Origin of the sequence: Modestobacter marinus (assembly GCF_019799945.1) — a bacterium.
Lineage (GTDB): Bacteria > Actinomycetota > Actinomycetes > Mycobacteriales > Geodermatophilaceae > Modestobacter > Modestobacter marinus_B.
This window is the reverse complement of record NZ_JABGCH010000014.1, coordinates 35,374-61,518: the sequence shown is the minus strand read 5'-3', so window position 1 is coordinate 61,518 and position 26,145 is coordinate 35,374. Positions and strand designations below refer to the sequence as shown.

The window sequence follows — 26,145 nt, the reverse complement described above, 5'->3', positions numbered from 1 at the left end:
CGGAGCAAGCACCACGGTGATCCACCGCACTGACCGACGGCCGGCCGGCCGCCGTCCCCTCCGGGGCGCGCACCGACCGGCCGTCGTACTGTCCCTCCTCCTCGTCCTCGGGTTGCTGGTCGGCTGCGGCAGCGGCAACAGCGGCGTGGCCGGCGTGCCCACCCTCACCGGGGAGGCCGGCGCCGGCGTCGACGGCGTGCGCGCCCCGTCCGACGCGACCGGTGGCACGCTGCGGCTGGTCACCGGCGAGGTGGACAGCCTGGACCCGCAGCGCTCCTACGTGCCCGGCGTCTGGAACCTGATGCGGCTCTACGTCCGCACGCTGGTGACCTACTCGACCGAGCCGGGGCGGACCGACGAGCTGGTCCCCGACCTCGCCACCGACCTGGGCAGCACGCCCGACGGCGGGCGGACCTGGACCTTCACCCTCAAGGACGGCATCCGCTTCGAGACCGGCCAGCCCATCACCTCCCGGGACGTCAAGTACGGCATCGAGCGGTCCTTCGCCTCCGACGTCGTGGTGGGCGGCCCCAGCTACGTCGTCGACCTGCTCGACGACCCGGCCAACCCCTACGCCGGGCCCTACCAGGACGAGACCGCGGACAAGCTCGGCCTCGGCTCGATCGCCACGCCGGACGACCGGACGATCACCTTCACGCTGACCACCCCGGCCCTGGACTTCCCGTTCGTGATGGCGCTGCCCTCGAGCAGCCCGGTGCCGGGCGCCAACGACGCCGCCGGGGCGTACGGCGAGAAGCCGATCTCGTCGGGGCCGTACCTGGTCGCCTCGGTCGACGCCCGGGCCGGCATCCGGCTGGAGCGCAACCCGGAGTGGGACCCGGCGACCGACGAGGTGCGCACCGCGCTGCCCGACGCGGTCGTCGTCCGCACCGGGATGTCCGGCCTGGCCCGTGACCAGGCGCTGCTGGCCGGCTCGGCCGACATCGACCTCTCCGGCAGCGGGGTCCAGCAGACGATCACCACCGGCCGGCTGGACGACGAGCAGGTCGCCGCCCGCGTCGACGACGTGACCACCGGCTCGGTGCGGCTGCTCGCCCTGCCCACGACGGTCGCCCCGATGGACAACGCCGACTGCCGGGCCGCGGTCGCCGCCGTCGTCGACCGGGCCGCGGTGCAGGAGAGCATCGGCGGGTCCACCAACGCGGTGCGGACCGCTCACCTGTGGCCGCGGGCGCTGGACGGCGGTCCCGAGCAGGCCGATCCCCAGCCGGACCTCGACGCCGCCCGGGAGGCGCTGGAGCGGTGCGGGCGGCCCGACGGGTTCAGCACGGTGATAGCCGTCCCCGACGCCCTGAACGCCGTCGCCCTGGCGGACACCGTCTCCGGGGCACTCGCCGAGGTCGGCATCACGGCGGAGGTGCGGCCGCTGGACCCGACCACGTACTACGCCACCGACATCGGCAACCCCGAGACGGTCACCGCCAACGGCTACGGCATCGTGCTGGCCACCTGGAAGGCGGACTTCCCGACCCCAGCGTCGTTCCTGGTCCCATTGGTCGACGGCCGGTCCATCCGCACGGTGGGCAACACCAACTACGCCCACCTCGACACCCCGGAGATCAACGCCCGGGTCGACACCGCCCGGGCGGCCGCCGAGCCGGCGGCCGCCGACGAGGCCTGGCGGCAGGTCGTCGGCGCGGCCGAGGCGACCGGGGTGTACGTGCCGCTGGCCGAGGCCCGGGTGCAGCTGCTCAGCGGGCAGCGGCTGCGCAACGGCGTCGTGATGCAGCCCTACGGGGGCTACGACGTGGCCACCGCCGGCGTCGGCTGACAGCTTCGGGAGCATCGCAGCAAGCGCCAGCGACCGAGGAGCGGACCGGGGCGCGGAAGCCGACCGGCCGACCGGGTCGACAGCGTCGGTCGCGGGGGGCGCCACCGGCGGTCGGCTAGGCTGGAACGTCGAGAGGCCGGCTCCCCGGCCCGAGCAGTGTCCGCCGTCAGTCCCGCCCGCCAGGGTGCCTGCCGTCACCCGTGCCCACGGGACAGGAGAAATCGCATGGAGCTGGTCCTCAACGTGCTGCTGGTGCTCACCAGCATCGTGCTCGTGGTGCTCATCCTGCTGCACCGCGGCAAGGGTGGTGGGCTGTCCTCGATGTTCGGCGGCGCCGTCTCCTCGCAGCTGTCGGGCAGCTCGGTGGTGGAGAAGAACCTCAACCGGCTGACCGTCTTCGCCGGCCTGGTCTGGACAGTCTGCATCGTCGCGCTCGGCATCCTCATCAAGGCCGGTTGACCTCGCAGTTCCCCCGCACGGCCGGCTGAGCACCCCAGTTCTTCCGGACGCTTGCGAGCCGATACGCACGGTGTTCGCATCGTGACCTGAGTCCGGCCGGGGAGGCCCTAGACTGCCCGGGCGGTGATCAACTCGGTACCGCGTCGAGGCGACGATCAGGGGGCCGCTCGTGGCTGGTGGGAACGCGATCCGAGGCAGTCGGGTCGGTGCGGGGCCGATGGGGGAGGCCGAGCGGGGCGAGGCCGCGCCGCGTCGGCGCGTCGGCTTCTGGTGTGCGAACGGACACGAGTCCCGCATCGCCTTCGCGGCCGACGTCGAGCTGCCGGAGACCTGGGACTGCCCGCGCTGCGGTCTCCCGGCCGGTCTCGACGAGCAGAACCCACCCCCGGCGCCGCGCACGGAGCCCTACAAGACGCACCTGGCCTACGTCCGCGAGCGGCGCAGCGACGCCGACGGTGACGCGCTCCTCGAGGAGGCGCTGTCCCGGCTGCGGGCCCGCCGCGGCGCCTGAGGAAGGACCTCGTTCCCCCCACGCCCCGCAAGCTCGGCGCGGGTCCCTGAACGAGGCCGACCCAGCACGTCACCAGGCCCGGTCACCCGCCCGGGGTGACCGGGCCGTCGTCGCGTGCGGCGGTCAGTGCGGCAGCTGGCTCGCAGCGGCCTCGTCGAGCAGCCAGCGGGTGGCCCGGGTGCCCCGGGCGCCGGCGGCCGGCAGCTCCACCGGGGTCACTTCGCCCGAGAGCGCCCGGGCCACCGCGTCGGCCTTCGCCTCGCCGCTGACCAGCAGCCAGACCTCCTCGGCGGAGGTGATGGCCGGGAACCCGAGGCTGATCCGGGTGGGCGGCGGCTTGGGGCAGTCGCGGACGGCGACCACCGGCCGCTCGTCCCGCGCCGCCGGCGACTCCGGGAAGATCGAGGCCACGTGCCCCTCTCCGCCCATGCCGAGCATCAGCACGTCGAAGCGGGGGAGTCGAAGGACCCCTCCGCCCCCCGCCGCTCGCGAGCTCGCGGCGGGACCCTGCGGAGGGGCCGCCCGCTCGAGTCGCGTGGCCGCGGCCGCCAGCTGCTCGGCGTACCAGGCGGCGGCGTCCTCCGGCTCGTCGAAGCCGGCGTCCGACGACGGGATGGGGTGCAGCCGCTCCGGGTCCAGACCCACCCGGTCGAGGAAGGCGGTGCGGGCGCCGGTCTCGTTGCGGTCGTCGGAGCCGGCCGGCACGAACCGCTCGTCGCCCCACCACACGTCGACCTGCTGCCAGTCCACGACGGCGTGCTCGGGCTCCGCGGCCAGGTCGGCGACCCGCTGGAGGACGGCGGTGCCGATCCCGCCGCCGGTGAGCACCACCGACGCCGTCCCGTGCACCGCCTGAGCCGCCGCCAGCCGGGCGACCAGCGCGGAGGCGACCACCCGGGCCAGGTGCTCGGCGTCCGGCTGGACGACCACGTCCGGCGTGGGCCGGCCCAGCGCGGCGAGCGCCTCGTCGACCCGGTCACCCGGGGACTGCTGGGTCATCGCCGCGTCACCTCCCCGGCCGACGGCGCGTCCGCCGACTGGACGACCTGCTGCTCGTCGGAGTCGTCCGCGGGGTCGTCGTGCTCCCCGCTCCGGGCGACCTCGTCGGTGTCCTCCGAGGTCACCGGAACGGTGGGTGCGGGCTGGGCGGCGGCCGGGGTGGACGTGCGGCCGTCGCCGTCGTCCTGCGCCGACTGGTCGGGGCGCATGGGGTCGTACCAGACGTGATCCCGGCAGGCGCTCCGCTCGCTCAGCCCTGACAGGCCGGTGACCGCCGCCAGCGCCTCGCTGTAGGGCTCGTCGGGGTCCAGCCGCCGCAGCTCCTCGCCGACCAGCTCACCCAGCGTGCGCTCGGGCAGCGCCACGACGGCGTCGGGCCGGTAGGGCTGGCTGATCACCGCGCCGCCCTTGCGGTCGTCCCGCAGGCGCACCTCCTCGTCCTCGTCCAGCCGCAGGACCACCCCGGAGATGCCCGACGGGCCGGGGGCGCGCTCGCCGCGCACCACCGGGACGCTGCAGCCGCAGCGGGAGGACAGCCACCCGGCCACCAGCTGGGCGGTGGCGTTGGCGGGGTCGCCCTCGATCTGACCGCCCTCCACCCGGACCGGTTCACCGCGCCGGCCGGAGACCGAGTCCAGACTGGAGGCGAGGATGGCCCGCCAGGGCGTGCTGCGGGTCCAGGCGAGGTCGGTGTCCCCGGGGGCGTAGTCCCGGGCCCGCATCTGCAGAACGGCCACCGGGTCGTCGGTCAGCGACGAGTCGGTGATCCGCCGGTCGGCGATCACCCCGAGCGCGTCGCGGGCGATGAGCTCCGGCGGCGACTCGTGCCACCAGGTGACGACGGGGGCGTCGGCGGCCAGCAGTGGCAGCACGACCGACTCGGCGTGCAGGCCCAGCCGTCCGTACATCCGCATGACCACGGCCTCGCCGGGGCCCAGCCGGCCACCGATCTGCACCTCGGCGTCCAGCCGCGGCATCGGGGCCTCGATCTGGCGGCGGACGACGACGAGCAGCCGGCACGGGTGCAGCTCGGCGGCCGCCGTCGCCGCCTGCTCGGCCTCGGCGACCCGGCGCTCGTCGGCGACGACCACCAGGGTCAGCGCGATGCCGCTCATCACCGCCCCGCCGGTGCGGCGCTGGGCGGCCAGTTCCTTGACCACCGCGGATCCGGTGGTGTCCCAGAGCGTGGTCACGGGGTCTCCTCGGGAGCGGGCACGGGGGAGGGGAGGAACGGGGTCACGGCCGGCGCCACTGACGTCCCTCGGCCTCGAGCATCGCGTCGGCGGCGCGCGGGCCCCACTCGCCGGCCCGGTAGGGCTGTGGCGTGGTGCCGGCCCAGAACTCCTCGAGCGGGTCGATGACCGCCCAGGAGGCCTCGACCTCGGCGTTGCGCGGGAAGAGGGTGGCGTCGCCGAGGAGGACGTCCAGCAGCAGGCGCTCGTAGGCCTCCGGGCTCGCCTCGGTGAACTGCTCGCCGTAGAGGAAGTCCATGGCGACGTCCCGGACCTCCATGACGCTGCCGGGCACCTTCGAGCCGAACTTCAGGGTCACCCCCTCGTCGGGCTGGACGCGGATAACCAGCTGGTTGTGGCCCAGCTCCTCGGTGTCGGTGGGCGCGAACGGCAGGTGCGGGGCGCGCTTGAACACGAGGGCGATCTCGGTGACCCGGCGGGGGAGCCGCTTGCCGGCGCGCAGGTAGAACGGGACGCCGGCCCAGCGCCGCGTCTCCACCCCCAGCCGCACCGCGGCGTAGGTCTCGGTCGTGGACTCCGGGCTGACGCCCTCCTCCTCCCGGTACCCGATGGCCCGCTGCCCGGCCAGCCAGCCCTGCTCGTACTGCCCGCGGACGGCGAAGCGCTCCTTGTCCTCCGGCACCGAGATCGCGCGCAGCACCTTGAGCTTCTCGGTGCGGATCTCCTCCGCGGAGAACTCGACCGGCTCCTCCATCGCGGTGAGCGCCAGCAGCTGCAGCAGGTGGTTCTGCAGCACGTCCCGGGCGGCGCCGGTCTTCTCGTAGAACCCGGCGCGGCCGCCGATGCCGACGTCCTCGGCCATGGTGATCTGCACCGAGTCGACGTGGTGGCCGTTCCAGACCGGCTCGAACAGGGTGTTCGCGAACCGCAGCGCCAGCAGGTTCTGGACCGTCTCCTTGCCCAGGTAGTGGTCGATGCGGAAGACGTCGTCGGCGCTGAAGACCGAGTCGACGAGCTCGTTGAGCGCGCGGCTGGAGGCGAGGTCGTTGCCGAAGGGCTTCTCGACGACGACGCGCCGCCAGCGCCCCAGGGTGCTCTCGGCCATCCCGGTGCGCTGCATCTGCTTGAGCACGATGGGGAACATCGCCGGCGGGATGGACAGGTAGAAGGCGGCGTTGCCGCCGATCCCGTGGCTGCCCTCCAGCTCGCTCAGCGCGCCGGCCAGCTCGTCGAAGGCGTTGTCGTCGTCGAACGAGCCCTGCACGAAGTGGACGCTGTTCGCCAGCCGCTCCCAGACCTCCTCGCGCCACGGGGTCCGGGCGTGCTCACGGGCGGCGGAGCGGGCCAGCTCGGAGAACGCTTCGTCGCCCCAGTCGCGCCGGGCGAAACCGAGGAGGGCGAAGTTGGTGGGCAGCAGCCCCCGGTTGGCCAGGTCGTAGACGGCCGGGAGCAGCTTCTTGCGCGCCAGGTCGCCGGTGATGCCGAAGACCACGAGCGCACACGGCTCCGGCACCCGGGGCAACCGCCGGTCCCGCGGATCGCGCAGCGGGTTGGAAGACATCGGGGTTCCGTCCTCGGTGGAGTTGCGAGAGTGCCCGCCGTCCGGCTCGGCGCTGGACCGGACGGCGGGGTGGTTCCGGGTGGTGCGGACGTGCGGCGCGGGCGCCGGCGGAGGACGGCCTCGCCGGCGCCCGCCCGGTCACGCCTTGTCCTGCAGCTGCTCCTTCACCGAGGCGGTCAGCTCGTCCCAGGAGTCGACGAACTTCTGCACGCCCTCCTCCTCGAGGACGCGGAACACGTCGTCCAGGTCGACCCCGGCCTCGGCCACCGACTTCATGACCTGCTCCGCGTCGGCGTAGGCCTCCTGCACCGCGGTGCCCGGCTGCCCGTGGTCGGCGTAGGCCATCAGGGTCTTCTCCGGCATGGTGTTGACCGTGTCCGGCCCGATGAGCTCGCTGATGTACATCGTGTCGGAGTACTCCGGGTTCTTGACCCCGGTCGAGGCCCACAGCGGCCGCTGCGGCTGGGCGCCCTTGGCCTCCAGCGCCTTCCAGCGGTCGGAGGAGAAGACCTCCTCGTAGGCCCGGTAGGCCAGCTGGGCGTTGGCGATGCCGGCCTTGCCCTTGAGCGAGGCGTTAGCGCCGGCCGCGTCGAGCCGCTTGTCGATCTCGGTGTCCACGCGGGAGACGAAGAACGACGCGACGGACTCGACGTCCTCGAGGGAGGCGTTCGGGTCCTCGGCCAGCCGCTGCTCCAGCCCACTGAGGTAGGCGTCCATGACGGCGCGGTACCGCTCGAGGCTGAAGATCAGGGTGACGTTGACGCTGATGCCCTTGGCGATGGACGTGGTGATCGCGGGCAGGCCCGCGAGCGTCGCCGGGATCTTGATGAACAGGTTCGGCCGGTCCACCAGCCACCACAGGTGCGCCGCCTCGGAGGCGGTGGCGTCGGTGTCGTGGGCCAGGCCCGGGGCCACCTCCAGCGAGACGCGGCCGTCCCGGCCGGTGCGCGCCGCCACCGGGGCGAGCAGGTCGCAGGCGTCCCGGACGTCGGAGGCGGTGATCGTGCGCAGGGCCTCCTCGACGCTCACCTGGCGGACGGCCAGGGCGTGCAGCTGGTCGTCGTAGGACGACGAGCCGCTGATCGCCGCGGCGAAGATGGTCGGGTTGCTGGTGACGCCGACGATGCTGTGCTCGTCGACCAGCGACTGCAGGTTGCCGCTGCGGATGCGGTCGCGCGACAGGTCGTCGAGCCAGACGGCGACCCCCGCCTTCGACAGCTGGGCCAGGTTCTCGTTCTGGGCCATGACGTGCCCTCCCTCGGGTTCTCTTATTGTGGTCAGATCAGCGGTCGCCGGTGGCGTGGGGCAGCCCACCGCGGGACACCCCGGGACCCGCGGGGGTCGCAGCGCCCGAGGCGGCGGCCTCGATGCTCTCCCGGGCGGCCGCCACGACGGCGTCGTGCGTGAGCCCGAACTGCTCGTACAGCACGGCGAAGGCCGCGCTGGCGCCGTAGTGGTTCAGGCCGACGATCCGCCCGGCGTCCCCGACGAACTCACGCCAGCCCATCGGCACGCCGGCCTCGACGCTGACCCGCGCCTTCACCGACGGCGGCAGCACCTCGTCGCGGTAGGCCTGGTCCTGCTCGGCGAACCACTCCCAGCAGGGCAGCGAGACCACCCGGGTGGGCACCCCGTCGGCCTCCAGCACCTCGCGGGCGGCCACCGCGATCTGCACCTCCGAGCCGGTGCCCATGAGGACCACCTCGGGGGTGCCGGTGGACGCCTCGGCCAGGACGTAGCCGCCGTTGGCCACGCCCTCGGCAGACCCGAACTCGTCGCGGTCGAACACCGGGAGGTTCTGCCGGGACAGCGCCAGACCGGCGGGCCGGTCGTTGTTCTCCAGGATCGTCCGCCAGGCGACGGCGGTCTCGTTCGCGTCGGCGGGGCGGACGAAGTCCAGGCCGGGGATGGCCCGCAGCGCGGCGTAGTGCTCGATCGGCTGGTGCGTGGGGCCGTCCTCGCCCAGGCCGATGGAGTCGTGCGTCCACACGTAGGTGACCGGCAGCTGCATCAGGGCCGCAAGCCGCACCGCTCCGCGCATGTAGTCGGAGAACGTGAGGAAGGTGCCGCCGTAGACGCGGGTGCCGCCGTGCAGCGCGATGCCGTTCATGATCGCGCCCATGGCGTGCTCGCGGACGCCGAAGTGCAGGGTGCGGCCGTAGATGCCGCCGGTCCACATCTTGGTCTGGCGGTTGGGCGGCAGGAACGACGGCTCGCCCTTGACCGCGGTGTTGTTGCTCTCCGCGAGGTCGGCCGAGCCGCCCCACAGCTCGGGGAGCTCGGGGTAGAGGGCCGCGAGGACCTCGCCGGAGGCCTTGCGGGTGGCCACGCCCTTGGGGTCGGCCGGCCAGCTGGGCAGCTTCTCGGCCCAGCCCTCGGGCAGCGTGCGGGTGCCCATGCGGGACAGCAGCTCGGCGGCGTCCGGGTTGGCCTGCTCCCACGTGGCGAACCGCTCGTCCCAGGCGGCGTGCGCGGCCTTGCCGCGCTCGACGACCTCGCGGGCGTGCCCGATGACCTGGGGGTCGACGTTGAAGGTCTTCTCCGGGTCGAAGCCGAGGATCTCCTTGGTGGCCTTGACCTCGTCCTCGCCGAGCGCCGAGCCGTGCGCCGCACCGGTGTTCTGCTTGTTGGGCGCCGGCCAGCCGATGACGGTGTGCAGCACGATGATCGACGGGCGCTGGGTCTCGGCCTTGGCGGCGGCGAAAGCGGCGTCGACGGCGGCGAGGTCCTCACCGTCGTCCACGTGCTGCACGTGCCAGCCGTAGGCCTCGTAGCGCTTGCCGACGTCCTCGGTGAACGCGATGTCGGTGTGGTCCTCGATCGAGATCTCGTTGTCGTCGTAGACCACGACCAGGTTGCCCAGCTGCTGGGTGCCGGCGATGGAGGAGGCCTCGCCGCTCACGCCCTCCTGCAGGTCGCCGTCGGAGGCGAACGCCCAGATGGTGTGGTCGAAGAGGCTCTCGCCCTCCGGGGCCTCCGGGTCGAACAGGCCGCGCTCGCGGCGGGCCGCCATCGCCATGCCGACGGCGTTGCCCACGCCCTGGCCCAGCGGCCCGGTGGTGGTCTCCACGCCGGCGGTGTGGTGGACCTCGGGGTGGCCCGGGGTCAGCGATCCCCAGGTGCGCAGCGCCTGCAGGTCCTCCAGCTCCAGGCCATAGCCGGAGAGGTACAGCTGGACGTACAGCGTGAGGCTGGAGTGCCCCATGGAGAGCACGAAGCGGTCCCGGCCGACCCAGTGCGGGTCACTCGGGTCGTGCTGCAGCCACTTCTGGAACAGCAGGTACGCCGTGGGCGCCATGCTCATCGCCGTCCCGGGGTGGCCGTTGCCCACCTTCTGGACGGCGTCCATCGCCAGCACGCGGGCGGTGTCGATGGCCTTGCGGTCCAGCTCGCCGAAGGCCTCGGGCAGCGTGGGCTCCGGCTGGCGCGGCGAGCCGGTGGGGGAGTCGCTGGTGGCCTCGGCCGGAGCCTCGGGCGCGGTGCTCTTCGTGGAGGTTCCGCTGTCGGTGGTCATGTGGCGCTCGGTACTCCCTCGGGGTCGGTCGATGTCGGACCGCCCAGGGCGCAGGAACCCACCACCCCGGGCGGACGACGGTGCGCACCACGGCCGCCCGGTGTGGCGCGGTCGAGAGTCAGAAGCGGTGGGTGCGCCGGTGTCCTCGACGACCGCCCTACCCGCTGGACGCGCAGTGTCAACGTGATCAAACCCTAGTGGTACCAGGCGGTTCCCGGTGGGCCGCCGGGCTACAGTGGTCCGGCAACCCATCCCCGGCGGAGAAGGACCACGTGGTGCCCTGCTGCCTGCGCGACGGCGCGCTCCCGGGCACCCGGTGACGGCGATCTCCGACCGTCCCGCCGTCCGAGCCCGGACGCTGTCCTCCGTGCGCGCCTACCGAGCCCGGACGCTGTCCTCCGTGCGCGCCTACGTGGCGCTCACCAAGCCCCGCATCATCGAGCTGCTGCTGGTCACCACCCTGCCGGCGATGCTGCTGGCGGCCGGGGGCTGGCCCTCGACCGGCCTGGTCGTCGCGACCCTGGTCGGCGGCACGATGGCGGCCGGTGCGGCGAACGTCTTCAACTGCTACGTCGACCGTGACATCGACCAGCTGATGCACCGCACCGAGAACCGGCCGCTGCCGACCGGGGCGATCACCCCACGCGCGGCACTGGTGTTCGGGATCGTGCTCACCGTCGTCTCGATCACGCTGCTGGCGCTCACCACGACGCTGCTGGCCGCCGCGCTGGCCGCGGGCGCGATCTTCTACTACGCCGTCCTCTACACGATGGTGTTCAAGCGGCACACCCGCCGCTCCACCGAGTTCGGCGGGATCCCCGGCGCGGCTCCGGTGCTGATCGGCTGGGCCGCGGTCACCGGCTCGCTGGCCTGGCCCGCCTGGGTCTTCTTCGGCGTGGTCTTCTGCTGGCAGATGCCGCACTTCTGGGCGCTGGCGATGCGCTTCCGGGCCGACTACGCCCGCGCGGACGTGCCGATGCTGCCGGTGGTCACCACCGCGCGCAGCGTCGGCCGACAGATGGTCGCCTGGTCCTGGGCGACGGTCGCGGTCTCCCTGCTGCTGTGGCCGGTGGCCGCCGACTACGGCATCGCCTGGCCGTACACGGCGCTGGCCGCAGGTCTGGGCGTCTGGTTCATCGCCGAGACGCACAAGCTGAACGGCCGGATCAAGCAGGACGTCGAGACCCGGCCCATGCAGCTGTTCCACATCTCGATCTACTACATGACCGCGCTGTCCGCGGCGATCGTCCTCGACGTCCTCGTCTGAACCGCCGGACCCCGGCGCCTCGAGTCCCCGGCGCTGGAGGCGGGGCGGGCCCGGGCAGTGCACGCGGATGGCGCGTTCCCCCGCTGGGAAATGCGCCACCAGCGTCCATCACCCCCCGCCGGGGTGCGCAAGGTGTGCGCTGAGGCGGGGTCCTGGCCACCAGGACCCGGCCTGGGGTGCACTCCGTCCGGCGGAGGTAGCCGCGACAGTCGGTGGGACCAGGTCCTGCGTCAGCGGGTGACGGCCTCGGCGGTCGCGGGGCCCGCGACGGGGAGCTCGGACGCCGGCCCGCGGACCGCCCACAGCAGCCGCGCCGTGTAGACGGTGATCAGCACCGCGCCGGCCATGTGCAGCAGCACGAGCACCGCCGGCAGCTGGGTGAAGTACTGCGCGTAGCCGACGACGCCCTGGGCCAGCTGCACGACCAGCAGGTCACGCGCGGCCCGCCGCACCCGGCCGGGGGAGTCGGTGGCGTGCAGGGCCACCAGCAGGGCGACGGTCAGGCCGATGAGCAGGAAGACGACGTCGGCGTGCAGCTGGCTCATCAGCTCCGGGTCCAGGCCGGTCCGCCCGGCCGCCGGGTCCCCGCTGTGCGGACCGCTGCCGGTCACCACCGTGCCGACGACGAGGACGGCGGCGACGGTGGCGGCGATGCCCGTGGTCAGCAGCGCGAACGGACGCCGGACCAGCAGCTGCCCCACCCCCGGCTCGCGGGACCGCAGCCACAGCGTGGTGGCGACGTGCACCAGCACCATCGAGAGCAGGAAGTGCGCGGCGACCGTCCACGGGTTGAGGCCGGTGAGCACGGTGACCCCGCCGAGCAGCGCCTGGGCCGGGATGCCCAGGAAGCTCAGCACCGCCAGCCGGCGCAGGTCCCGCCGGGCCGAGCGGAACACCGCGACCAGCGTGGCGATCGCGACCGCGGTCAGCACGAAGGTGAGCAGCCGGTTGCCGAACTCGATCGCGCCGTGGCCGGCCAGCTCGGGGGTGGCGACGAAGCTGTCGTCGGTGCACCGCGGCCAGGTGGGGCAGCCGAGCCCGGACCCGGTGAGCCGCACGGCCCCGCCGGTGACGACGATCAGCCCGTTGGCGACCACGTTGGCCAGGGCGACGCGGGAGACGGTCGCGGGGGTCACCGCCGCACGACGGAGCTGGGCGGGGAGAGCCGACACGGCCCCGATGCTACTGATCGCGGCGCGGACGCCCGAGCGGCCGCAGCCGGGTGACGGTCGCCGGGGCGGACGAGGACCGGCGGGGGTGTGACCTGCATCTCGGGGCGCCCGCAGGTAAGGGCGGCCTTGCTTGCGGGCTCCCCGAATAAGCACACAATCGTGTTGTGGAATCCAACCCGGCGCGTGTCCCGTCCTCGGCTCCGGCCGACGACGGCCGCACCCGTGACCGGGTGAGCGCCCTCCTCCTGGAGCACGGCGCGCAGACCGCCGCCGAGCTCGCAGCCCGGCTGGGCGTCTCCCCGGCGGCGGTGCGCCGTCACCTCGACGCCCTGCTGGCCACCGGGCGGGTGGCCGAGGGCGTGGACGTCCACGCGCCCGCCGGACGGCGCGGTCGCGGCCGACCCGCCCGCCGGTTCGCCCTCACCGAGGCCGGCCGCGCCGCGTTCCCGCACGCCTACGACGACCTGGCGCTGACCGCGCTGCGGTTCGTCGCGGCGCACGGCGGCCCCGAGGCGGTCCGCGAGGTGGCCGAGCAGCAGCTCTCCGGGCTGGAGCAGCGGTGCTCGGCCGCCGTCCAGCAGGCCCAGGCGGCCTCGGCGGAGCCCGTCGACCGGGCCCAGGTCGTGGCCGCGGCGCTCACCACCGAGGGCTACGCCGCGATGGCCACGTCCATCGGTAGCGGGGCCATCTCCAGCGGCGAGCAGCTGTGCCAGCACCACTGCCCGGTCGCGCACGTCGCGGCCGAGTTCCCCCAGCTGTGCGACGCCGAGACCGCGGTCATCAGCCGGCTGGTCGGCACGCACGTCCAGCGACTTGCGACGATCGCCCACGGCGACGGCGTCTGCACGACGCACATCCCCGGGCAGCGCACCCCCCGCAGCGGGAACAAAGCAGCCCCGACAGACCCTGTACCTGCTGGTCGCGCCACAGCCGCAACGGCGGGCGCCAGCACTCGATCCACCCCCCTGATCGACCGGGAGAGGACCCCCGCATGACCAGCACCCAGCAGCCGGTGACGAGCACGCCGCTGACCCAGGACGAGACGATCGACTCGATCGGCCACTACCAGTACGGCTGGGCCGACACCGACGTCGCCGGCGCGGCCGCCAAGCGCGGGCTGAACGAGGACGTCGTCCGGGACATCTCGCGGCGCAAGAACGAGCCGGAGTGGATGCTCGAGCGGCGCCTCAAGGCGCTGAAGATCTTCGGCAAGAAGCCCATGCCCGACTGGGGCTCGGACCTCTCCGGCATCGACTTCCAGAACATCAAGTACTTCGTGCGCTCCACCGAGGCGCAGGCCGCCACCTGGGACGACCTGCCCGACGACATCAAGAACACCTACGACAAGCTGGGCATCCCGGAGGCGGAGAAGCAGCGGCTGGTCTCCGGTGTCGCGGCCCAGTACGAGTCCGAGGTCGTCTACCACAAGATCCGTGAGGACCTCGAGGAGCAGGGCGTCATCTTCCTGGACACCGACACGGCGCTGAAGGAGCACCCGGACCTGTTCCGCGAGTACTTCGGCTCGGTCATCCCGGCCGGCGACAACAAGTTCGCCGCGCTGAACACCGCGGTGTGGTCCGGCGGCTCGTTCATCTACGTGCCGAAGGGCGTGCACGTGGAGATCCCGCTGCAGGCCTACTTCCGGATCAACACCGAGAACATGGGCCAGTTCGAGCGGACCCTGATGATCATCGACGAGGGCGCCTACGTGCACTACGTCGAGGGCTGCACCGCGCCGATCTACAAGACCGACTCCCTGCACTCCGCGGTCGTCGAGATCATCGTCAAGAAGAACGCGCGCTGCCGGTACACGACCATCCAGAACTGGTCGAACAACGTCTACAACCTGGTCACCAAGCGGGCCGTGGCCCACGAGGGCGCGACCATGGAGTGGGTCGACGGCAACATCGGCTCCAAGGTGACGATGAAGTACCCGGCCGTGTGGATGACCGGCGAGCACGCCAAGGGCGAGGTCATGTCCATCGCCTTCGCCGGCGAGGGCCAGCACCAGGACGCCGGCGCCAAGATGGTGCACGCCGCGCCCCACACCTCCTCGACGATCGTGTCCAAGTCCGTCGCCCGCGGTGGTGGCCGCACCTCCTACCGCGGCCTCGTGCAGATCGACGAGGGCGCCCACGGCTCCCGGTCGACGGTGAAGTGCGACGCCCTGCTGGTCGACACCATCAGCCGGTCGGACACCTACCCCTACGTCGACGTCCGCGAGGACGACGTCGCCATGGGCCACGAGGCCACCGTCTCCCGGGTCAGCGACGACCAGCTCTTCTACCTGATGAGCCGCGGTCTGTCCGAGGACGAGGCGATGGCGATGGTCGTGCGCGGCTTCGTCGAGCCCATCGCCCGGGAGCTGCCCATGGAGTACGCCCTCGAGCTGAACCGCCTGATCGAGCTGCAGATGGAAGGTGCCGTCGGCTGATGTCGGCCTCTGACGACCAGACAACCCTGACCACGGACACCGCGGCCCTCGCCGGGGAGCTCTTCGCTCCCGGCGTGGGCGCGCAGGCCGGCCCGCCGACCACCCCGGCCGCGGGGACCGGCACGGCCGGTGACGTGTCACCCGGTGCCCACTCCCACGGTGGTCCCGCCCCGACCGGCTCGCCGGCCGAGCGGTTCACCTCGACCGACCCCGACGCCTTCGCCGTGCCCACGGGCCGCGAGGAGGAGTGGCGCTTCACCCCGATGCGCCGCGTCCGCCAGCTGCTCAACGGCGCCCCGTCCGACGCGCACCTGCGGTGGGACACCGACCTGCCCGAGGGCGTCGAGCTGACCAGCGTGGAGGCCGACGACCCGCTGCTCAAGGGCCTGCCCGAGCCGGTCGACCGGCTCGCCGCGCTCACCCGCCAGCGCAGCAACGGCGCCGCCGTCGTCCGGATCGCCACGGAGGCCGTGCTCGACCGCCCGGTCACCCTCGGGCTGTCCGGCACCGGCAGCCAGGACGTCGTCTGGGGCCAGCTCGTCGTCGAGGTCGGCGCGTTCGCGAAGGCGACCGTCGTGCTCGACCACAGCGGCCTGGCCAAGTACGCCGGCACCGTCTCGTTCCTCATCGGGGACGGCGCGCAGCTGACCGTCGTCTCGGTCCAGGACTGGGCCGCCGGCACCGTGCACGGCACCCAGTTCGACGCCGTCGTCGGCCGGGACGCCACCCTCAAGCAGGTCGTGGTCACCCTCGGCGGCGACCTCGTGCGGCTGGTCAGCAACGTGCAGTACGCCGGCCCCGGAGGCTCGGTGGACCTGTTCGGCCTGTACTTCGCCGACGAGACCCAGCACCAGGAGCACCGGCTCTGGGTCGACCACGCCACGCCGCACTGCCGCAGCAACGTCGTCTACAAGGGCGCGCTGCAGGGCGAGAACGCCCGGACCGTGTGGATCGGTGACGTCCGGATCCGCCCCGCGGCGATCGGGACCGACACCTACGAGCTCAACCGCAACCTGGTGCTCACCGACGGGGCCCGCGCCGACTCGGTGCCGAACCTGGAGATCGAGACCGGCGAGATCATCGGCGCCGGCCACGCCAGCGCGACCGGCCGGTTCGACGACGAGCAGCTGTTCTACCTGTGCTCGCGGGGCATCGACGCCGAGACCGCGCGTCGCCTGGTGGTGCGCGGCTTCTTCGCCGACGTCGTCCAGCACATCGGCGTCCCCGCGCTGCAGGAGCGGCTGATGACCGCCATCGAGCGGCGGCTCGGCGCCCTGCCCGAGCTCGACGAGCAGCCCGTCGAGGTGGCCTGACCCATGGGTTTCGAGCGCGTCTGCGCCCGGTCCGAGGTCCCCGAGGACGGGGCCCTGCGGGTCGAGCTGCCGGACGTCGACATCGCCGTCGTCGACTTCGAGGGTGAGCTGTTCGCCATCGAGGACGTCTGCTCGCACGCCGAGGTCCCGCTCAGCGAGGGCGAGGTCGAGGAGTTCGACGGCGCCCCCACCATCGAGTGCGCGCTGCACGGGTCGTGCTTCGACCTGCGCACCGGGCAGCCCACCAACCTCCCGGCCACCGAGCCGGTCCCCGTCTACCCGGTCCGGGTGGAGGGTGACGACGTCCTGGTCGACGTCGACGCCCCCCTCGCCGTGGCCAGCAACTGAGGAGCGAGAACACCCGTGACCAGCCCCACCGCCACCCCCACGTCCACCGGCACCGCCGGCACCAGCGTGCTGGAGATCCGCGACCTGCACGTCACCGTCGGCGAGGGTGACGAGGCCAAGGAGATCCTCCGCGGCGTCGACCTGACCGTCCGTGGCGGCGAGACCCACGCGATCATGGGCCCCAACGGGTCGGGCAAGTCGACCCTGGCCTACTCGATCGCCGGGCACCCCAAGTACACGATCACCGGCGGCACCGTGACCCTGGACGGCGAGGACGTCCTGACCATGACCGTCGACGAGCGCGCCCGGGCCGGCCTGTTCCTGGCCATGCAGTACCCGGTCGAGGTCCCCGGGGTGTCGGTGTCCAACTTCCTGCGCACCGCGGCGACCGCCATCACCGGCGAGGCGCCGAAGCTGCGCACCTGGGTGAAGGACGTCCGCACCGAGATGGAGGCGCTGGAGATGGACTCCGTCTTCGCCGAGCGCAACGTCAACGAGGGCTTCTCCGGCGGTGAGAAGAAGCGCCACGAGATCCTGCAGATGCGGCTGCTCAAGCCGCGGATCGCGATCCTCGACGAGACCGACTCCGGCCTGGACGTCGACGCGCTGCGAGTCGTCTCCGAGGGTGTCAACCGGGCCAAGGCCGACAGCCCGGTCGGCGTCCTGCTGATCACCCACTACACGCGGATCCTCCGCTACATCAAGCCCGACTACGTGCACGTGTTCGTCAACGGCCGGATCGTCGAGGAGGGCGGCTCCGAGCTGGCGGACAAGCTCGAGAACGAGGGCTACGCCGCGTACGTGAAGGACTCGAAGGAGACGGCGAAGGCATGACCGTGACCGTCTCGCGTCCCGCCGGGGCGCAGCAGGTGCCCCTGCCTCTGGACGTCGAGGCGATCCGGGCGGACTTCCCGATCCTGTCCCGCACCGTGCGGGACGGTCGCCGGCTGGTCTACCTGGACTCCGGGGCCACGTCGCAGAAGCCGCGGTCGGTGCTCGACGCCGAGCGGGACTTCTACGAGAACCACAACGCCGCCCCGCACCGCGGTGCCCACCAGCTCGCCGAGGAGGCCACCGGCCTCTACGAGGCGGCCCGGGCGGCCGTCGGGCGGTTCATCGGCGCTCCGGAGACCGAGGTCGTCTTCACCCGGAACACCACCGAGGCGATCAACCTGGTCGCCTACGCGCTGTCCAACGCCGCCACCGCCAAGGAGAAGGCGTTCCGCCGGTACGCCGTCGGCCAGGGCGACGAGATCGTGGTGACCGAGATGGAGCACCACGCCAACCTCGTGCCGTGGCAGCAGCTGTGCGAGCGCACCGGGGCGACCCTGCGCTGGCTCGGCCTGACCGACGAGGGCCGGCTGGACCTCGCCGACCTCGGCACGGTCGTCAACGAGCGGACCAAGCTGGTCGCGGTCACCCAGCAGTCGAACATCCTGGGCACGATCAACCCGCTGGAGCGGATCGTCGCCCGGGCGCACGAGGTCGGCGCCCTGGTGCTGGTCGACGGCGCGCAGTCGGTGCCGCACCAGCCGGTCGACGTCACCGAGCTGGGTGCGGACTTCCTGGTCTTCTCCGGGCACAAGATGCTCGGCCCGACCGGGGTCGGCGTGCTGTGGGGCCGGTACGAGGTGCTCGACGCCCTGCCGCCCTTCCTCACCGGTGGCTCGATGATCGAGGTCGTGCGGATGGAGGGCAGCACCTTCATGCCCCCGCCGCAGCGCTTCGAGGCCGGCGTGCCGATGACCGCGCAGGTGATCGGGTTGGGCGCGGCCGTCGAGTACCTGGAGCGGCTGGGCATGGCCAACGTGCACGCGCACGAGGAGGCGCTCACCGGGTACGCGCTCGAGCAGCTGCAGGCGATCCCCGGGGTGACCGTGATCGGCCCGCCGGACACCGTCGCCCGCGGGGGAGCGATCAGCTTCACCGTCGAGGGGATCCACCCGCACGACGTCGGCCAGGTCCTCGACGACCTGGGCATCGCCGTCCGGGTGGGGCACCACTGCGCCTGGCCGGTCGTCCGCCGCTTCGGCGTGCCGGCGACGACCCGGGCCACGTTCTACGTGCACACCGGCTACGACGACGTCGACGCGCTCGTGGAAGGTGTGCGGGCGGCGCAGCGCTTCTTCGGGACGACGCCGGAGGAGGCACCCGCCTGATGCAGCTGCAGTCGATGTACCAGGAGATCATCCTGGACCACTACCGGAACCCCCACGGCCGCGGCCTGCGGGAGCCGTTCGAGGCCGAGGTCCACCACGTCAACCCGACCTGCGGGGACGAGGTGACCCTGCGGGTGCACCTGGACGGCGACACCATCGCCGACGTCTCCTACGAGGGGATGGGCTGCTCGATCAGCCAGGCGTCGGTCTCGGCCATGTACGACCTGGTGGTCGGCCGGACGGTGCCCGAAGCGCTGGAGACCGGTGAGCACTTCAAGACCCTGATGCAGAGCAAGGGCGACGCGTCGGTGGCGGAGCAGCTCGAGGACCAGCTCGAGGACGCCGTCGCCTTCGCCGGCGTCTCCAAGTACCCGGCCCGGATCAAGTGCGCGCTGATGAGCTGGATGGCGCTGAAGGACGCGAGCGCCCGCGCCTGGCAAGGAGTGAACTGACATGAGCGACCCCACCACCCCCGGTTCGACCACCGACGAGGGCATCGTCGGCGGCAAGTCCGCCCTGCTCGAGGACGTCGAGGAGGCCATGCGCGATGTCGTCGACCCCGAGCTCGGGGTCAACGTGGTCGACCTCGGCCTCGTCTACGGCCTCGACGTCGACACCGAGGCCAACGTCGCCATCATCGACATGACGCTGACCTCGGCGGCCTGTCCGCTGACCGACGTCATCGAGGACCAGGCCCGGCAGGCACTGACCGGCGGCCCCGGCCCCGGCCTGGTCGACGACATCAGGATCAACTGGGTCTGGATGCCGCCGTGGGGTCCCGACAAGATCACCGACGACGGCCGCGAGCAGCTGCGCGCCCTCGGCTTCCGGGTCTGAGGACCCTTCTGCCCCCACCGCTCGCAGGCTCGCGGCGGGTCCCTGCAGGAGGGCCGTTCCAGCATGTCGACGCTGCATCACCTTGCGTTGCTCCTGAAGCGGCTGGCCGCGGGGGAGACCCCGCCGGCCGATGCGCGCGTCACCGCGGTGCCCGCGCCCCTCGGGGCGCGGGCACTCGTCGTCGGGGGGACGGCGTGGCACGTCGTCGCGGCGGACGTCGACCCGTACTGGGTCGCCGCCCAGATCGCGCACGACCCCCTCGCCGCACCGCTGGGTGCCCGGTTCCTGGCCGCGCTCGCCGACCGGGTGGGCGCGGAGCCGGGCGTGCTGGACGCCGTCCTGGTGGCGCCGCCGCCGCCCGCGGGACCGGGAGTCGACCTCGTCGAGGTCGAGCCGGGGCAGCACCCGCGCGTCCGGCGCGCGCTGGCGCACCGCACCGGCGTCCGGGTCTGGACGACGCCCGACGGCACCGGCGTGCTCGTCCTCGGGTGCGGCGTCGCGGGCCGCTGGGAGGCGGCGGTCGAGGTGTTCCCGGCGGCCCGGGGTCGTGGCCTCGGCACCGCTCTGGCCGCCGCTGCCCCCGCGCTGCAGCCCGCCGGTGAGCCGCTGTGGGCGCAGGTGGCCCCGGCGAACACGGCCTCGCTCCGGGCGTTCCTCTCCGCCGGCTGGCGGCCCGTATGCGCCGAGGTCCTCTTCACCTGACCCGTACAGCGGCTGCAAGGAACCGCATCAGCGCAGGTCGGCGACCTGGTCGGGGCCCTCGGCGGTGCGGCGTCGGCGGCGGGACTCGAACCTGATCCCCACGACGAGCAGCGCGACCCCGGCGACGGCCAGCGCGAGCAGGCCGGGCACCGGCAGCCAGGCGACCGCCCGGCCGACCGCGACGACGACCAGCGAGACGGCGCCCACCACGAACGGCGCGCGCAGCCGCCAGCGGGTACCGGCGAGCACCGCCACGGTCGCTCCGGTGACCAGCAGCACCAGGCGCGGGGTGTCCGGGTCCACGACCGCGAGGACGGTGGACGGCGCGAACGCGGTGACCAGCGCGGGGCCCACCGTCGACCAGGACGGGTCGGTGACCAGCCGGGGGCCGGCGTACAGCGACAGCACGACCGCGGCCGGGAGGGTGTAGGCCTCGGGCACCGTGCTCCCGGCATCGGCGGCCGCCAGCCACGCCGCGGCCACCAGCGCCAGGCAGCCGGCTCCCCGGGCCGGGTCCCGATCGGCCAGGTAGGCGTAGCCCAGCCCGGCCGCGCCGAGGACGGCCAGGGTCAGCGTCACCGGGGGCAGGTCGCCGGAGCGGCCGACGTCGATCACGGCGACCACCGCGACGGCCGCGGCGCTGCCGGCCAGGGGGATCTCCGACCGGTCCCCGCGGAGCAGGGTGGCGACCTCCAGCGCCAGCAACGCGAGGACCACCAGCAGCGGCCCGGCGAAGGTGACCGGCAGCGAGCCGTCGGCCTCGGTGAGGAGGACGGCGCCGGCCAGGCAGCCGACGGCGACCGGCAGGGCGCCGGCCCGGTCCGACGGTTGCCGGGCGGCCACCAGGACGGCCGGCAGCGCGGCGGCCAGCAGCAGGCCGGCCAGCTGCGACCAGTGCCCGGTGGCGAGCAGCCGGGCGGCGGCCAGGCCGGTCAGCGCGGTCGCCGACGCCAGCCCCGTCGGCCGCGTCACCGCGTTCGGCTGGGGCGAGGCCGTCACGGCCACCACCGTCGCGACCACCAGCCCGAGGTAGCCGCTGGTCGACGTGCCCGCGCGGCCGGCCGCGTCCAGCGCGCCGGAGACGGCGACCGCGGCGACCACCCCGGCGGTCACCGGGACGGCGGCCCGCGGACCCAGGAGCGGGCGCAGGGACTGGCGGGCGCGCAGCCAGGCCAGTCCGCCGGCGGCGGCGACGACGAGCGCGGCGATCCCGGCGGCCACGCCGAGCTCCGGCGTCCGCCAGACCAGGAGGAGGCCCCAGGTCACCCCGGTGAGCCACCACGGGACGGTCGTGGCCAGCGTCAGCACGGCCAGCGACCGCCGGGCGAAGCGGCTGACCAGCAGGCCTACGAGCGCGGTCCCGAGCACGGTCGCCACCAGCACCGGCCGGGTCTGGTACCAGCCGTCCAGCCCGGTCAGGACGGCGGCCTGCCCGGCGACCCAGGCCGACAGCGGCCACACGACGGAGGTGCGCCGGACCAGGCCCAGGACGAGGCACGCGACCGCCAGGCCCCCGAGCACCGTCACCGCCGCCGACGTCTCGTCCGCGGCCCGGCTGCTGATCAGGACCAGCACGACGGTCGACGCCGCCAGCGTCTCCTCCGAGGCCCGCAGGCCGCGACGGCCGCACAGCAGCGACGCGGCGGCGGTCGCGAGCGCCAGCGTGGCCTGCAGCACCCAGCCCCGCGGGCCCAGCGAGGCCGAGCCGGCGGCGACCAGGGCGACGGCACCCGCGCCGAGCAGGACCTGCTGGAGGGTGAGCTGGCCGAGCCCGTCCTCGTCGTCCGGCGCAGGCGGCGGGCTGGGCAGCGAGCCGACCGGCGGCGGGTAGGCGACCTCGGGGGTCCGCGGCACGCTGTACCTCCTCGTCCGGCCGGCTGCGGCTCACGCTACGGCGCGGGGGACCGGTCCGGCGGCCGGGCTCAGCTCATCTGGGCCACCCAGGCGACCGCCTCGCGGGCCTGCTGCCGGCGGCGTTCGTAGGTCGCGCCCACGACGAGCAGCAGGAGCCCGGCCGTGGCGAGGACCACCCAGCGGGGGAGCAGCGGCGCGTACGGGCCCAGCCGCCCCACCACGACGAAAGCCAGCGCCGCGGCGCCGAGCACGAAGGGCGCCTGCCGGTGGTGGAGTGCGCCGCCGGCGGTGAGGACGGCGGCCGTGGCGACGACCAGCACCAGGCGCAGGGCGGAGGGCTCCGCGACCACGACGAACGCCGAGGGCAGGAGCCCGACAGCCACCGCCGCCCCCTCCGCCGACCACGACCGGGCACCGGCCCGCAGCCGGGGGACGGCGACGAGCAGGAGGCCAGCCGCCGCGGGCAGCGTGTACGCCTCCGGGGTCTGCACGCCGACCCCGGCGATCGCGACCCAGCTCGCGCCGATCAGATCGGCCACCGCCAGCGCACCGACCCACCGGCGGCCGCTGACGAGCGCGTAGCAGCCCGCGGCGGCCCCGACGACGGCGAGCTGCAGGCCCACCTGACCCCAGGCGCCGACGTCGCCGCTGGTCGCCGCCGCCGCGAGCCCGGCGAGCGAACCGGCGGCCGGCGCGGCCCCCTCCTCCGGCCGTCCCGACCGCAGCGCGCCCACCGCGAAGCCGACCGCGCCGACCAGGGCCAGCAGCATGCCGGCGGACACCGCCGGCAGCCAGCGGTCCCCCCGGGCCAGCAGGACGGCGACGGCGGGGGCGAGCAGGGCGGCCCCGGTGGCCTGTGCCCGCACCGCCGGCAGCCGGAGCGCCGCCGTCGCGGCGGGTACCGCCGCCGCCAGGGCGAGCAGGGCCAGCGGCCGCCACCGCTCGGCGTCGATCAGCAGCAGGCAGCCGGTCGCGGTGAGTGCCGTCCCGGCCGCCAGCAACCCGGCCCCGGTCGTCCTCGTGCGCGCCAGCACGGCGGCGGCCCCGGTGAGCGCGGCCAGGCCGAGCGCGCCGGCCACCACCGGCCCCGGGGTGCCCAGCGTGCGCAGCGACCCGGCGAGAGCGAGCCCGGCGACGCCGGACGCGGTCGCGACGACGACTCCGGTCGACGGCAGCCTGCGGACGGGGCGGGGCTGCCGGCCGAGGACGGTCGCGGCGATCCCCGCGGCGACCAGGACGGCGTTCGCCCCCCACGACTCGGCCGCGTCGTCGCCGGCGGCGAGGACGAGTCCACCGAGCACCCCGACGGCCGCCCACACCGCGGCCAGCGCCTGCGCGACCCGGTCCACGCCCGGGCGCAGCGCAGCGGTGGCGGCCAGGTCGGCGGCCGCGACCCCGAGCACGACGGCGACCCCCACCGGGCTCCCGAGCAGGTCCGGCGGGAGGAGCAGCGCCGCCACCGGCTGGGCCGCCAGCAGAGCCAGCAGCGGCCAGGCCGTGGTGGAGCGGGTGGCCCGGTGCAGCGCACCGGCGACCGCGCCGACGGCGGCACAGGACAGCGCGGTCCACAGCCGCAGCGGCACGGCGTCGGCACCGAGCAGTCCCAGGGCGTGGGCGGCGCCCAGGTCGACCGCCAGCAGTGCGGCGCCCGCGGCGACCAGCGCCTCCTCGGTGGCCCGCAGGCCCCGGCGCGCGGCCCAGGCGGACGCCGCGCAGGCCGCGGCGGTGACCACGAGCATCACCAGCGCCTGGAACGTCACGCCGAGCCGGGTCCAGGCGACCGCCACGAACGCCAGAGCGCCGGCCACGACCAACAGGGCGCCCAGACCGAGGAGCACCTGCTGCGGGCTCAGTCGGCGGCGGTGCGACCGGGGAGGGGGTGCGGCGACGGGCGGCGTCCACGGTGGCGGCGGTGCTGCCACCGGAGGTGCCGTCGGTGGGGCCCAGACCGGCCGCGCCTGCGGCGGGGCCCGGTCGGCCGGGACGGCCGGAGGAGTCGCGGCGGGAGGGCCGGGCGCGGTCAGGGGAGCTGCGCCCGGCGCGGCCGCCCGGAGCGTGGCGAGCAGGGCGTCCTGGTCGCGGGCCAGTTCGTGCAGGGTGGCGCCGATCCGGGCGACGACCGTCGCGGCCTGCCCGGCGGCCGGCAGCCCGCACACCGGGCAGACCACCCCGGGCGCGCCGGTCACCGGCGTGAGACAGACCGGGCAGGGCGGACCGGGTGGCCTCGGGCGCGGGAGCACGGACGCATCCTGGCGGGCGCGGGGCCGGGCGAGGCCGGTTCTCCCCAGGGTGTGCCCCGGACGGGCAGTGCCGTCCACATCACCGGAAACCCGGTCGGAACATCGCCCCGGAGCGCCTACCCTGGGATCAGTGATCACGACGACCGGCCTGGAGCTGCGCGCCGGCGCCCGCATCCTCATCAGCGACGCCGACCTGCGCGTGCAATCCGGTGACCGCATCGGGCTGGTCGGACGCAACGGCGCCGGCAAGACCACCACCCTCACCACCCTCGCCGGCGAGCGCGCGCCGCACGCGGGCAAGGTCGAGGTGACCGGCGAGCTCGGCTACCTGCCGCAGGACCCGCGCAGCGGCGACCTGGACATCACCGCCAGTGACCGGGTGCTGTCCGGCCGGGGCCTCGACGTCCTCAAGGCCCAGCTGACCAAGGCCCAGATCGCCATGGCCGAGCCGGCGGACGACGCCGAGCGGGACCGCGCGGTGCGCCGGTACGGCCGGCTCGAGGACCAGTTCGCCGCGCTCGGCGGGTACGCCGCGGAGAGCGACGCGGCTCGCATCTGCACGAACCTGGGCCTGCCCGACCGGATCCTGGAGCAGCCGCTGCGCACCCTGTCCGGCGGTCAGCGCCGCCGCGTGGAGCTGGCCCGGATCCTGTTCTCCGACGCCGACACGCTGTTGCTCGACGAGCCGACCAACCACCTGGACGCCGACTCGATCACCTGGCTCAAGGGGTTCCTTGCCAGCCACCGCGCCGGGCTGATCGTGATCAGCCACGACGTCGAGCTGCTGGACGCGGTGGTCAACAAGGTGTGGCACCTGGACGCCAACCGCGCCACCGTCGACGTCTACAACCTGGGCTGGAAGCGCTACCTGCAGGCCCGGGAGACCGACGAGCGCCGACGCAAGGCGGAGCGGGCCAACGCGGAGAAGAAGATCGACGCGCTCACCGCCCAGGCGGACAAGATGCGCGCGAAGGCGACGAAGGCCCGGGCCGCGCAGAGCATGGACAAGCGCGCCGCCCGCCTGGCCGCCGGGCTGGCCGAGGTCCGGGTGCAGGACAAGGTAGCCAAGCTCCGCTTCCCGACCCCGGCGCCCTGCGGCCGGACGCCGCTCACCGCCGAGGGGCTGAGCAAGAGCTACGGCTCGCTGGAGATCTTCACCGACGTCGACCTGGCGATCGACAAGGGCACCCGGGTCGTCGTCCTCGGCCTCAACGGTGCGGGCAAGACAACCCTGCTGCGGATGCTCGCCGGCACGGAGACCCCGGACACCGGGGCGGTCGTCGCCGGGCACGGGCTGCGGGTCGGCTACTACGCCCAGGAGCACGAGACGATCGACATGGACCGCACGCTGCTCGAGGTGATGCGGTCCGCGGCGCCGGAGTCCACCGACACCGAGCTGCGGCGCATCCTCGGCGCCTTCCTCTTCTCCGGGGACGCGGTCGACCAGCGGGCGGGCACGCTCTCCGGTGGTGAGCGCACCCGGCTGGCGATGGCCACGCTGGTCGTCTCCGGCGCGAACGTGCTGCTGCTCGACGAGCCGACCAACAACCTCGACCCGGCGAGCCGGGAGCAGGTCCTCGAGGCGCTGCGCACCTACGCCGGGGCGATCGTGCTGGTCACCCACGACGAGGGCGCCGTCCGGGCGCTGAACCCGGACAAGGTGATCCTGCTGCCCGACGGCACCGAGGACACCTGGAGCGAGGACTTCGCCGACCTGGTCTCGCTCGCGTGATGAAGGGCCCCGTCCTCCCCACCGCTCGCGAGCTCGCGGCGGGACCCTGCAGGAGGGC

22 protein-coding genes are annotated in these 26,145 nt (G+C 74.0%); 14 read left to right on the top strand and 8 right to left on the bottom strand.

The window, feature by feature from the left end:
* Positions 1 to 16 precede the first annotated feature (16 nt).
* The 3 genes from HK417_RS13125 to HK417_RS13115 all read left to right on the top strand — a co-directional run bounded on the left by HK417_RS13125 (position 17) and on the right by HK417_RS13115 (position 2,762).
* Positions 17 to 1,792, top strand: coding sequence for an ABC transporter substrate-binding protein (locus HK417_RS13125; RefSeq protein WP_308123561.1), 1,776 nt, complete (start codon positions 17 to 19; stop codon positions 1,790 to 1,792).
* A gap of 225 nt (positions 1,793 to 2,017) precedes the next feature.
* Positions 2,018 to 2,251: a preprotein translocase subunit SecG gene (gene secG / locus HK417_RS13120; RefSeq protein WP_222267124.1), complete on the top strand. Its 234-nt coding sequence runs from the start codon at positions 2,018 to 2,020 to the stop codon at positions 2,249 to 2,251.
* 169 nt (positions 2,252 to 2,420) lie between these two features.
* Positions 2,421 to 2,762 carry an RNA polymerase-binding protein RbpA gene (locus HK417_RS13115; RefSeq protein ID WP_222267122.1) on the top strand — a complete coding sequence of 114 codons (342 nt, stop codon included), beginning with the start codon at positions 2,421 to 2,423 and terminating at the stop codon, positions 2,760 to 2,762.
* A gap of 123 nt (positions 2,763 to 2,885) precedes the next feature.
* Here HK417_RS13115 and HK417_RS13110 read toward each other — a convergent pair whose 3' ends face one another.
* The 5 genes from HK417_RS13110 to tkt all read right to left on the bottom strand — a co-directional run bounded on the left by HK417_RS13110 (position 2,886) and on the right by tkt (position 10,029).
* Entirely contained in the window at positions 2,886 to 3,761 is an 876-nt protein-coding gene (locus HK417_RS13110) for a 6-phosphogluconolactonase (RefSeq protein WP_222267120.1), read from the bottom strand.
* Positions 3,758 to 4,954 (bottom strand): glucose-6-phosphate dehydrogenase assembly protein OpcA, encoded by a 1,197-nt coding sequence (locus HK417_RS13105; RefSeq protein WP_222267118.1) that lies wholly within the window; start codon positions 4,952 to 4,954, stop codon positions 3,758 to 3,760. The genes HK417_RS13110 and HK417_RS13105 overlap by 4 nt, the downstream gene beginning before the upstream one ends.
* A gap of 43 nt (positions 4,955 to 4,997) precedes the next feature.
* Positions 4,998 to 6,515: a glucose-6-phosphate dehydrogenase gene (gene zwf, locus HK417_RS13100; protein WP_222267115.1), complete on the bottom strand. Its 1,518-nt coding sequence runs from the start codon at positions 6,513 to 6,515 to the stop codon at positions 4,998 to 5,000.
* 138 nt (positions 6,516 to 6,653) lie between these two features.
* Positions 6,654 to 7,760, bottom strand: a complete 1,107-nt coding sequence (gene tal / locus HK417_RS13095; RefSeq protein WP_222267113.1) for a transaldolase — start codon at positions 7,758 to 7,760, stop codon at positions 6,654 to 6,656.
* A gap of 37 nt (positions 7,761 to 7,797) precedes the next feature.
* Positions 7,798 to 10,029, bottom strand: coding sequence for a transketolase (gene tkt, locus HK417_RS13090; protein ID WP_222267111.1), 2,232 nt, complete (start codon positions 10,027 to 10,029; stop codon positions 7,798 to 7,800).
* 367 nt (positions 10,030 to 10,396) lie between these two features.
* Here tkt and HK417_RS13085 point away from each other — a divergent pair, with 367 nt between their 5' ends.
* Entirely contained in the window at positions 10,397 to 11,296 is a 900-nt protein-coding gene (locus HK417_RS13085) for a heme o synthase (RefSeq protein ID WP_308123560.1), read from the top strand.
* A 230-nt stretch (positions 11,297 to 11,526) separates the two neighbouring features.
* On the opposite strand, the gene HK417_RS13080 is transcribed toward HK417_RS13085, so the two are convergent.
* The gene (locus HK417_RS13080) at positions 11,527 to 12,468 is read right to left on the bottom strand and encodes a COX15/CtaA family protein (RefSeq protein WP_308123559.1); all 942 of its coding nucleotides are present in this window, start codon (positions 12,466 to 12,468) and stop codon (positions 11,527 to 11,529) included.
* Between the two features lie 164 nt (positions 12,469 to 12,632).
* On the opposite strand from HK417_RS13080, the gene HK417_RS13075 reads away from it, so the two are divergent.
* From HK417_RS13075 to HK417_RS13035, 9 genes are all read left to right on the top strand, one after another.
* On the top strand, positions 12,633 to 13,463 hold the full coding sequence (locus HK417_RS13075; RefSeq protein ID WP_222267108.1) for a helix-turn-helix transcriptional regulator: 831 nt from the start codon (positions 12,633 to 12,635) through the stop codon (positions 13,461 to 13,463).
* A complete protein-coding gene (sufB, locus tag HK417_RS13070; protein ID WP_222267106.1) occupies positions 13,460 to 14,902 on the top strand; it encodes a Fe-S cluster assembly protein SufB in 1,443 nt (480 codons plus the stop codon). Before HK417_RS13075 ends, sufB begins: the two co-directional genes overlap by 4 nt.
* Positions 14,902 to 16,215, top strand: a complete 1,314-nt coding sequence (gene sufD, locus HK417_RS13065) for a Fe-S cluster assembly protein SufD (RefSeq protein WP_222267104.1) — start codon at positions 14,902 to 14,904, stop codon at positions 16,213 to 16,215. Before sufB ends, sufD begins: the two co-directional genes overlap by 1 nt.
* A gap of 3 nt (positions 16,216 to 16,218) precedes the next feature.
* Complete coding sequence (locus tag HK417_RS13060; RefSeq protein ID WP_222267102.1) at positions 16,219 to 16,563, top strand: non-heme iron oxygenase ferredoxin subunit; 345 nt, start codon at positions 16,219 to 16,221, stop codon at positions 16,561 to 16,563.
* A gap of 15 nt (positions 16,564 to 16,578) precedes the next feature.
* On the top strand, positions 16,579 to 17,397 hold the full coding sequence (gene sufC, locus HK417_RS13055; protein ID WP_222267099.1) for a Fe-S cluster assembly ATPase SufC: 819 nt from the start codon (positions 16,579 to 16,581) through the stop codon (positions 17,395 to 17,397).
* Positions 17,394 to 18,722, top strand: a complete 1,329-nt coding sequence (locus tag HK417_RS13050; protein WP_261326577.1) for a cysteine desulfurase — start codon at positions 17,394 to 17,396, stop codon at positions 18,720 to 18,722. The genes sufC and HK417_RS13050 overlap by 4 nt, the downstream gene beginning before the upstream one ends.
* Positions 18,722 to 19,174 carry a Fe-S cluster assembly sulfur transfer protein SufU gene (gene sufU, locus HK417_RS13045; protein ID WP_222267098.1) on the top strand — a complete coding sequence of 151 codons (453 nt, stop codon included), beginning with the start codon at positions 18,722 to 18,724 and terminating at the stop codon, positions 19,172 to 19,174. The genes HK417_RS13050 and sufU overlap by 1 nt, the downstream gene beginning before the upstream one ends.
* Before the next feature lies 1 nt (position 19,175).
* Positions 19,176 to 19,559 (top strand): metal-sulfur cluster assembly factor, encoded by a 384-nt coding sequence (locus tag HK417_RS13040; protein WP_261326576.1) that lies wholly within the window; start codon positions 19,176 to 19,178, stop codon positions 19,557 to 19,559.
* 63 nt (positions 19,560 to 19,622) lie between these two features.
* Complete coding sequence (locus tag HK417_RS13035; protein ID WP_222267095.1) at positions 19,623 to 20,261, top strand: hypothetical protein; 639 nt, start codon at positions 19,623 to 19,625, stop codon at positions 20,259 to 20,261.
* A 27-nt stretch (positions 20,262 to 20,288) separates the two neighbouring features.
* Here the strand turns inward: HK417_RS13035 and HK417_RS13030 are convergent, their stop codons facing one another.
* Positions 20,289 to 22,115 carry an SCO7613 C-terminal domain-containing membrane protein gene (locus HK417_RS13030; RefSeq protein WP_222267093.1) on the bottom strand — a complete coding sequence of 609 codons (1,827 nt, stop codon included), beginning with the start codon at positions 22,113 to 22,115 and terminating at the stop codon, positions 20,289 to 20,291.
* Between the two features lie 68 nt (positions 22,116 to 22,183).
* A complete protein-coding gene (locus tag HK417_RS13025) occupies positions 22,184 to 24,301 on the bottom strand; it encodes an SCO7613 C-terminal domain-containing membrane protein (RefSeq protein WP_308123558.1) in 2,118 nt (705 codons plus the stop codon).
* 184 nt (positions 24,302 to 24,485) lie between these two features.
* Here HK417_RS13025 and HK417_RS13020 point away from each other — a divergent pair, with 184 nt between their 5' ends.
* A complete protein-coding gene (locus HK417_RS13020) occupies positions 24,486 to 26,087 on the top strand; it encodes an ABC-F family ATP-binding cassette domain-containing protein (protein WP_222267089.1) in 1,602 nt (533 codons plus the stop codon).
* Positions 26,088 to 26,145 lie beyond the last annotated feature (58 nt).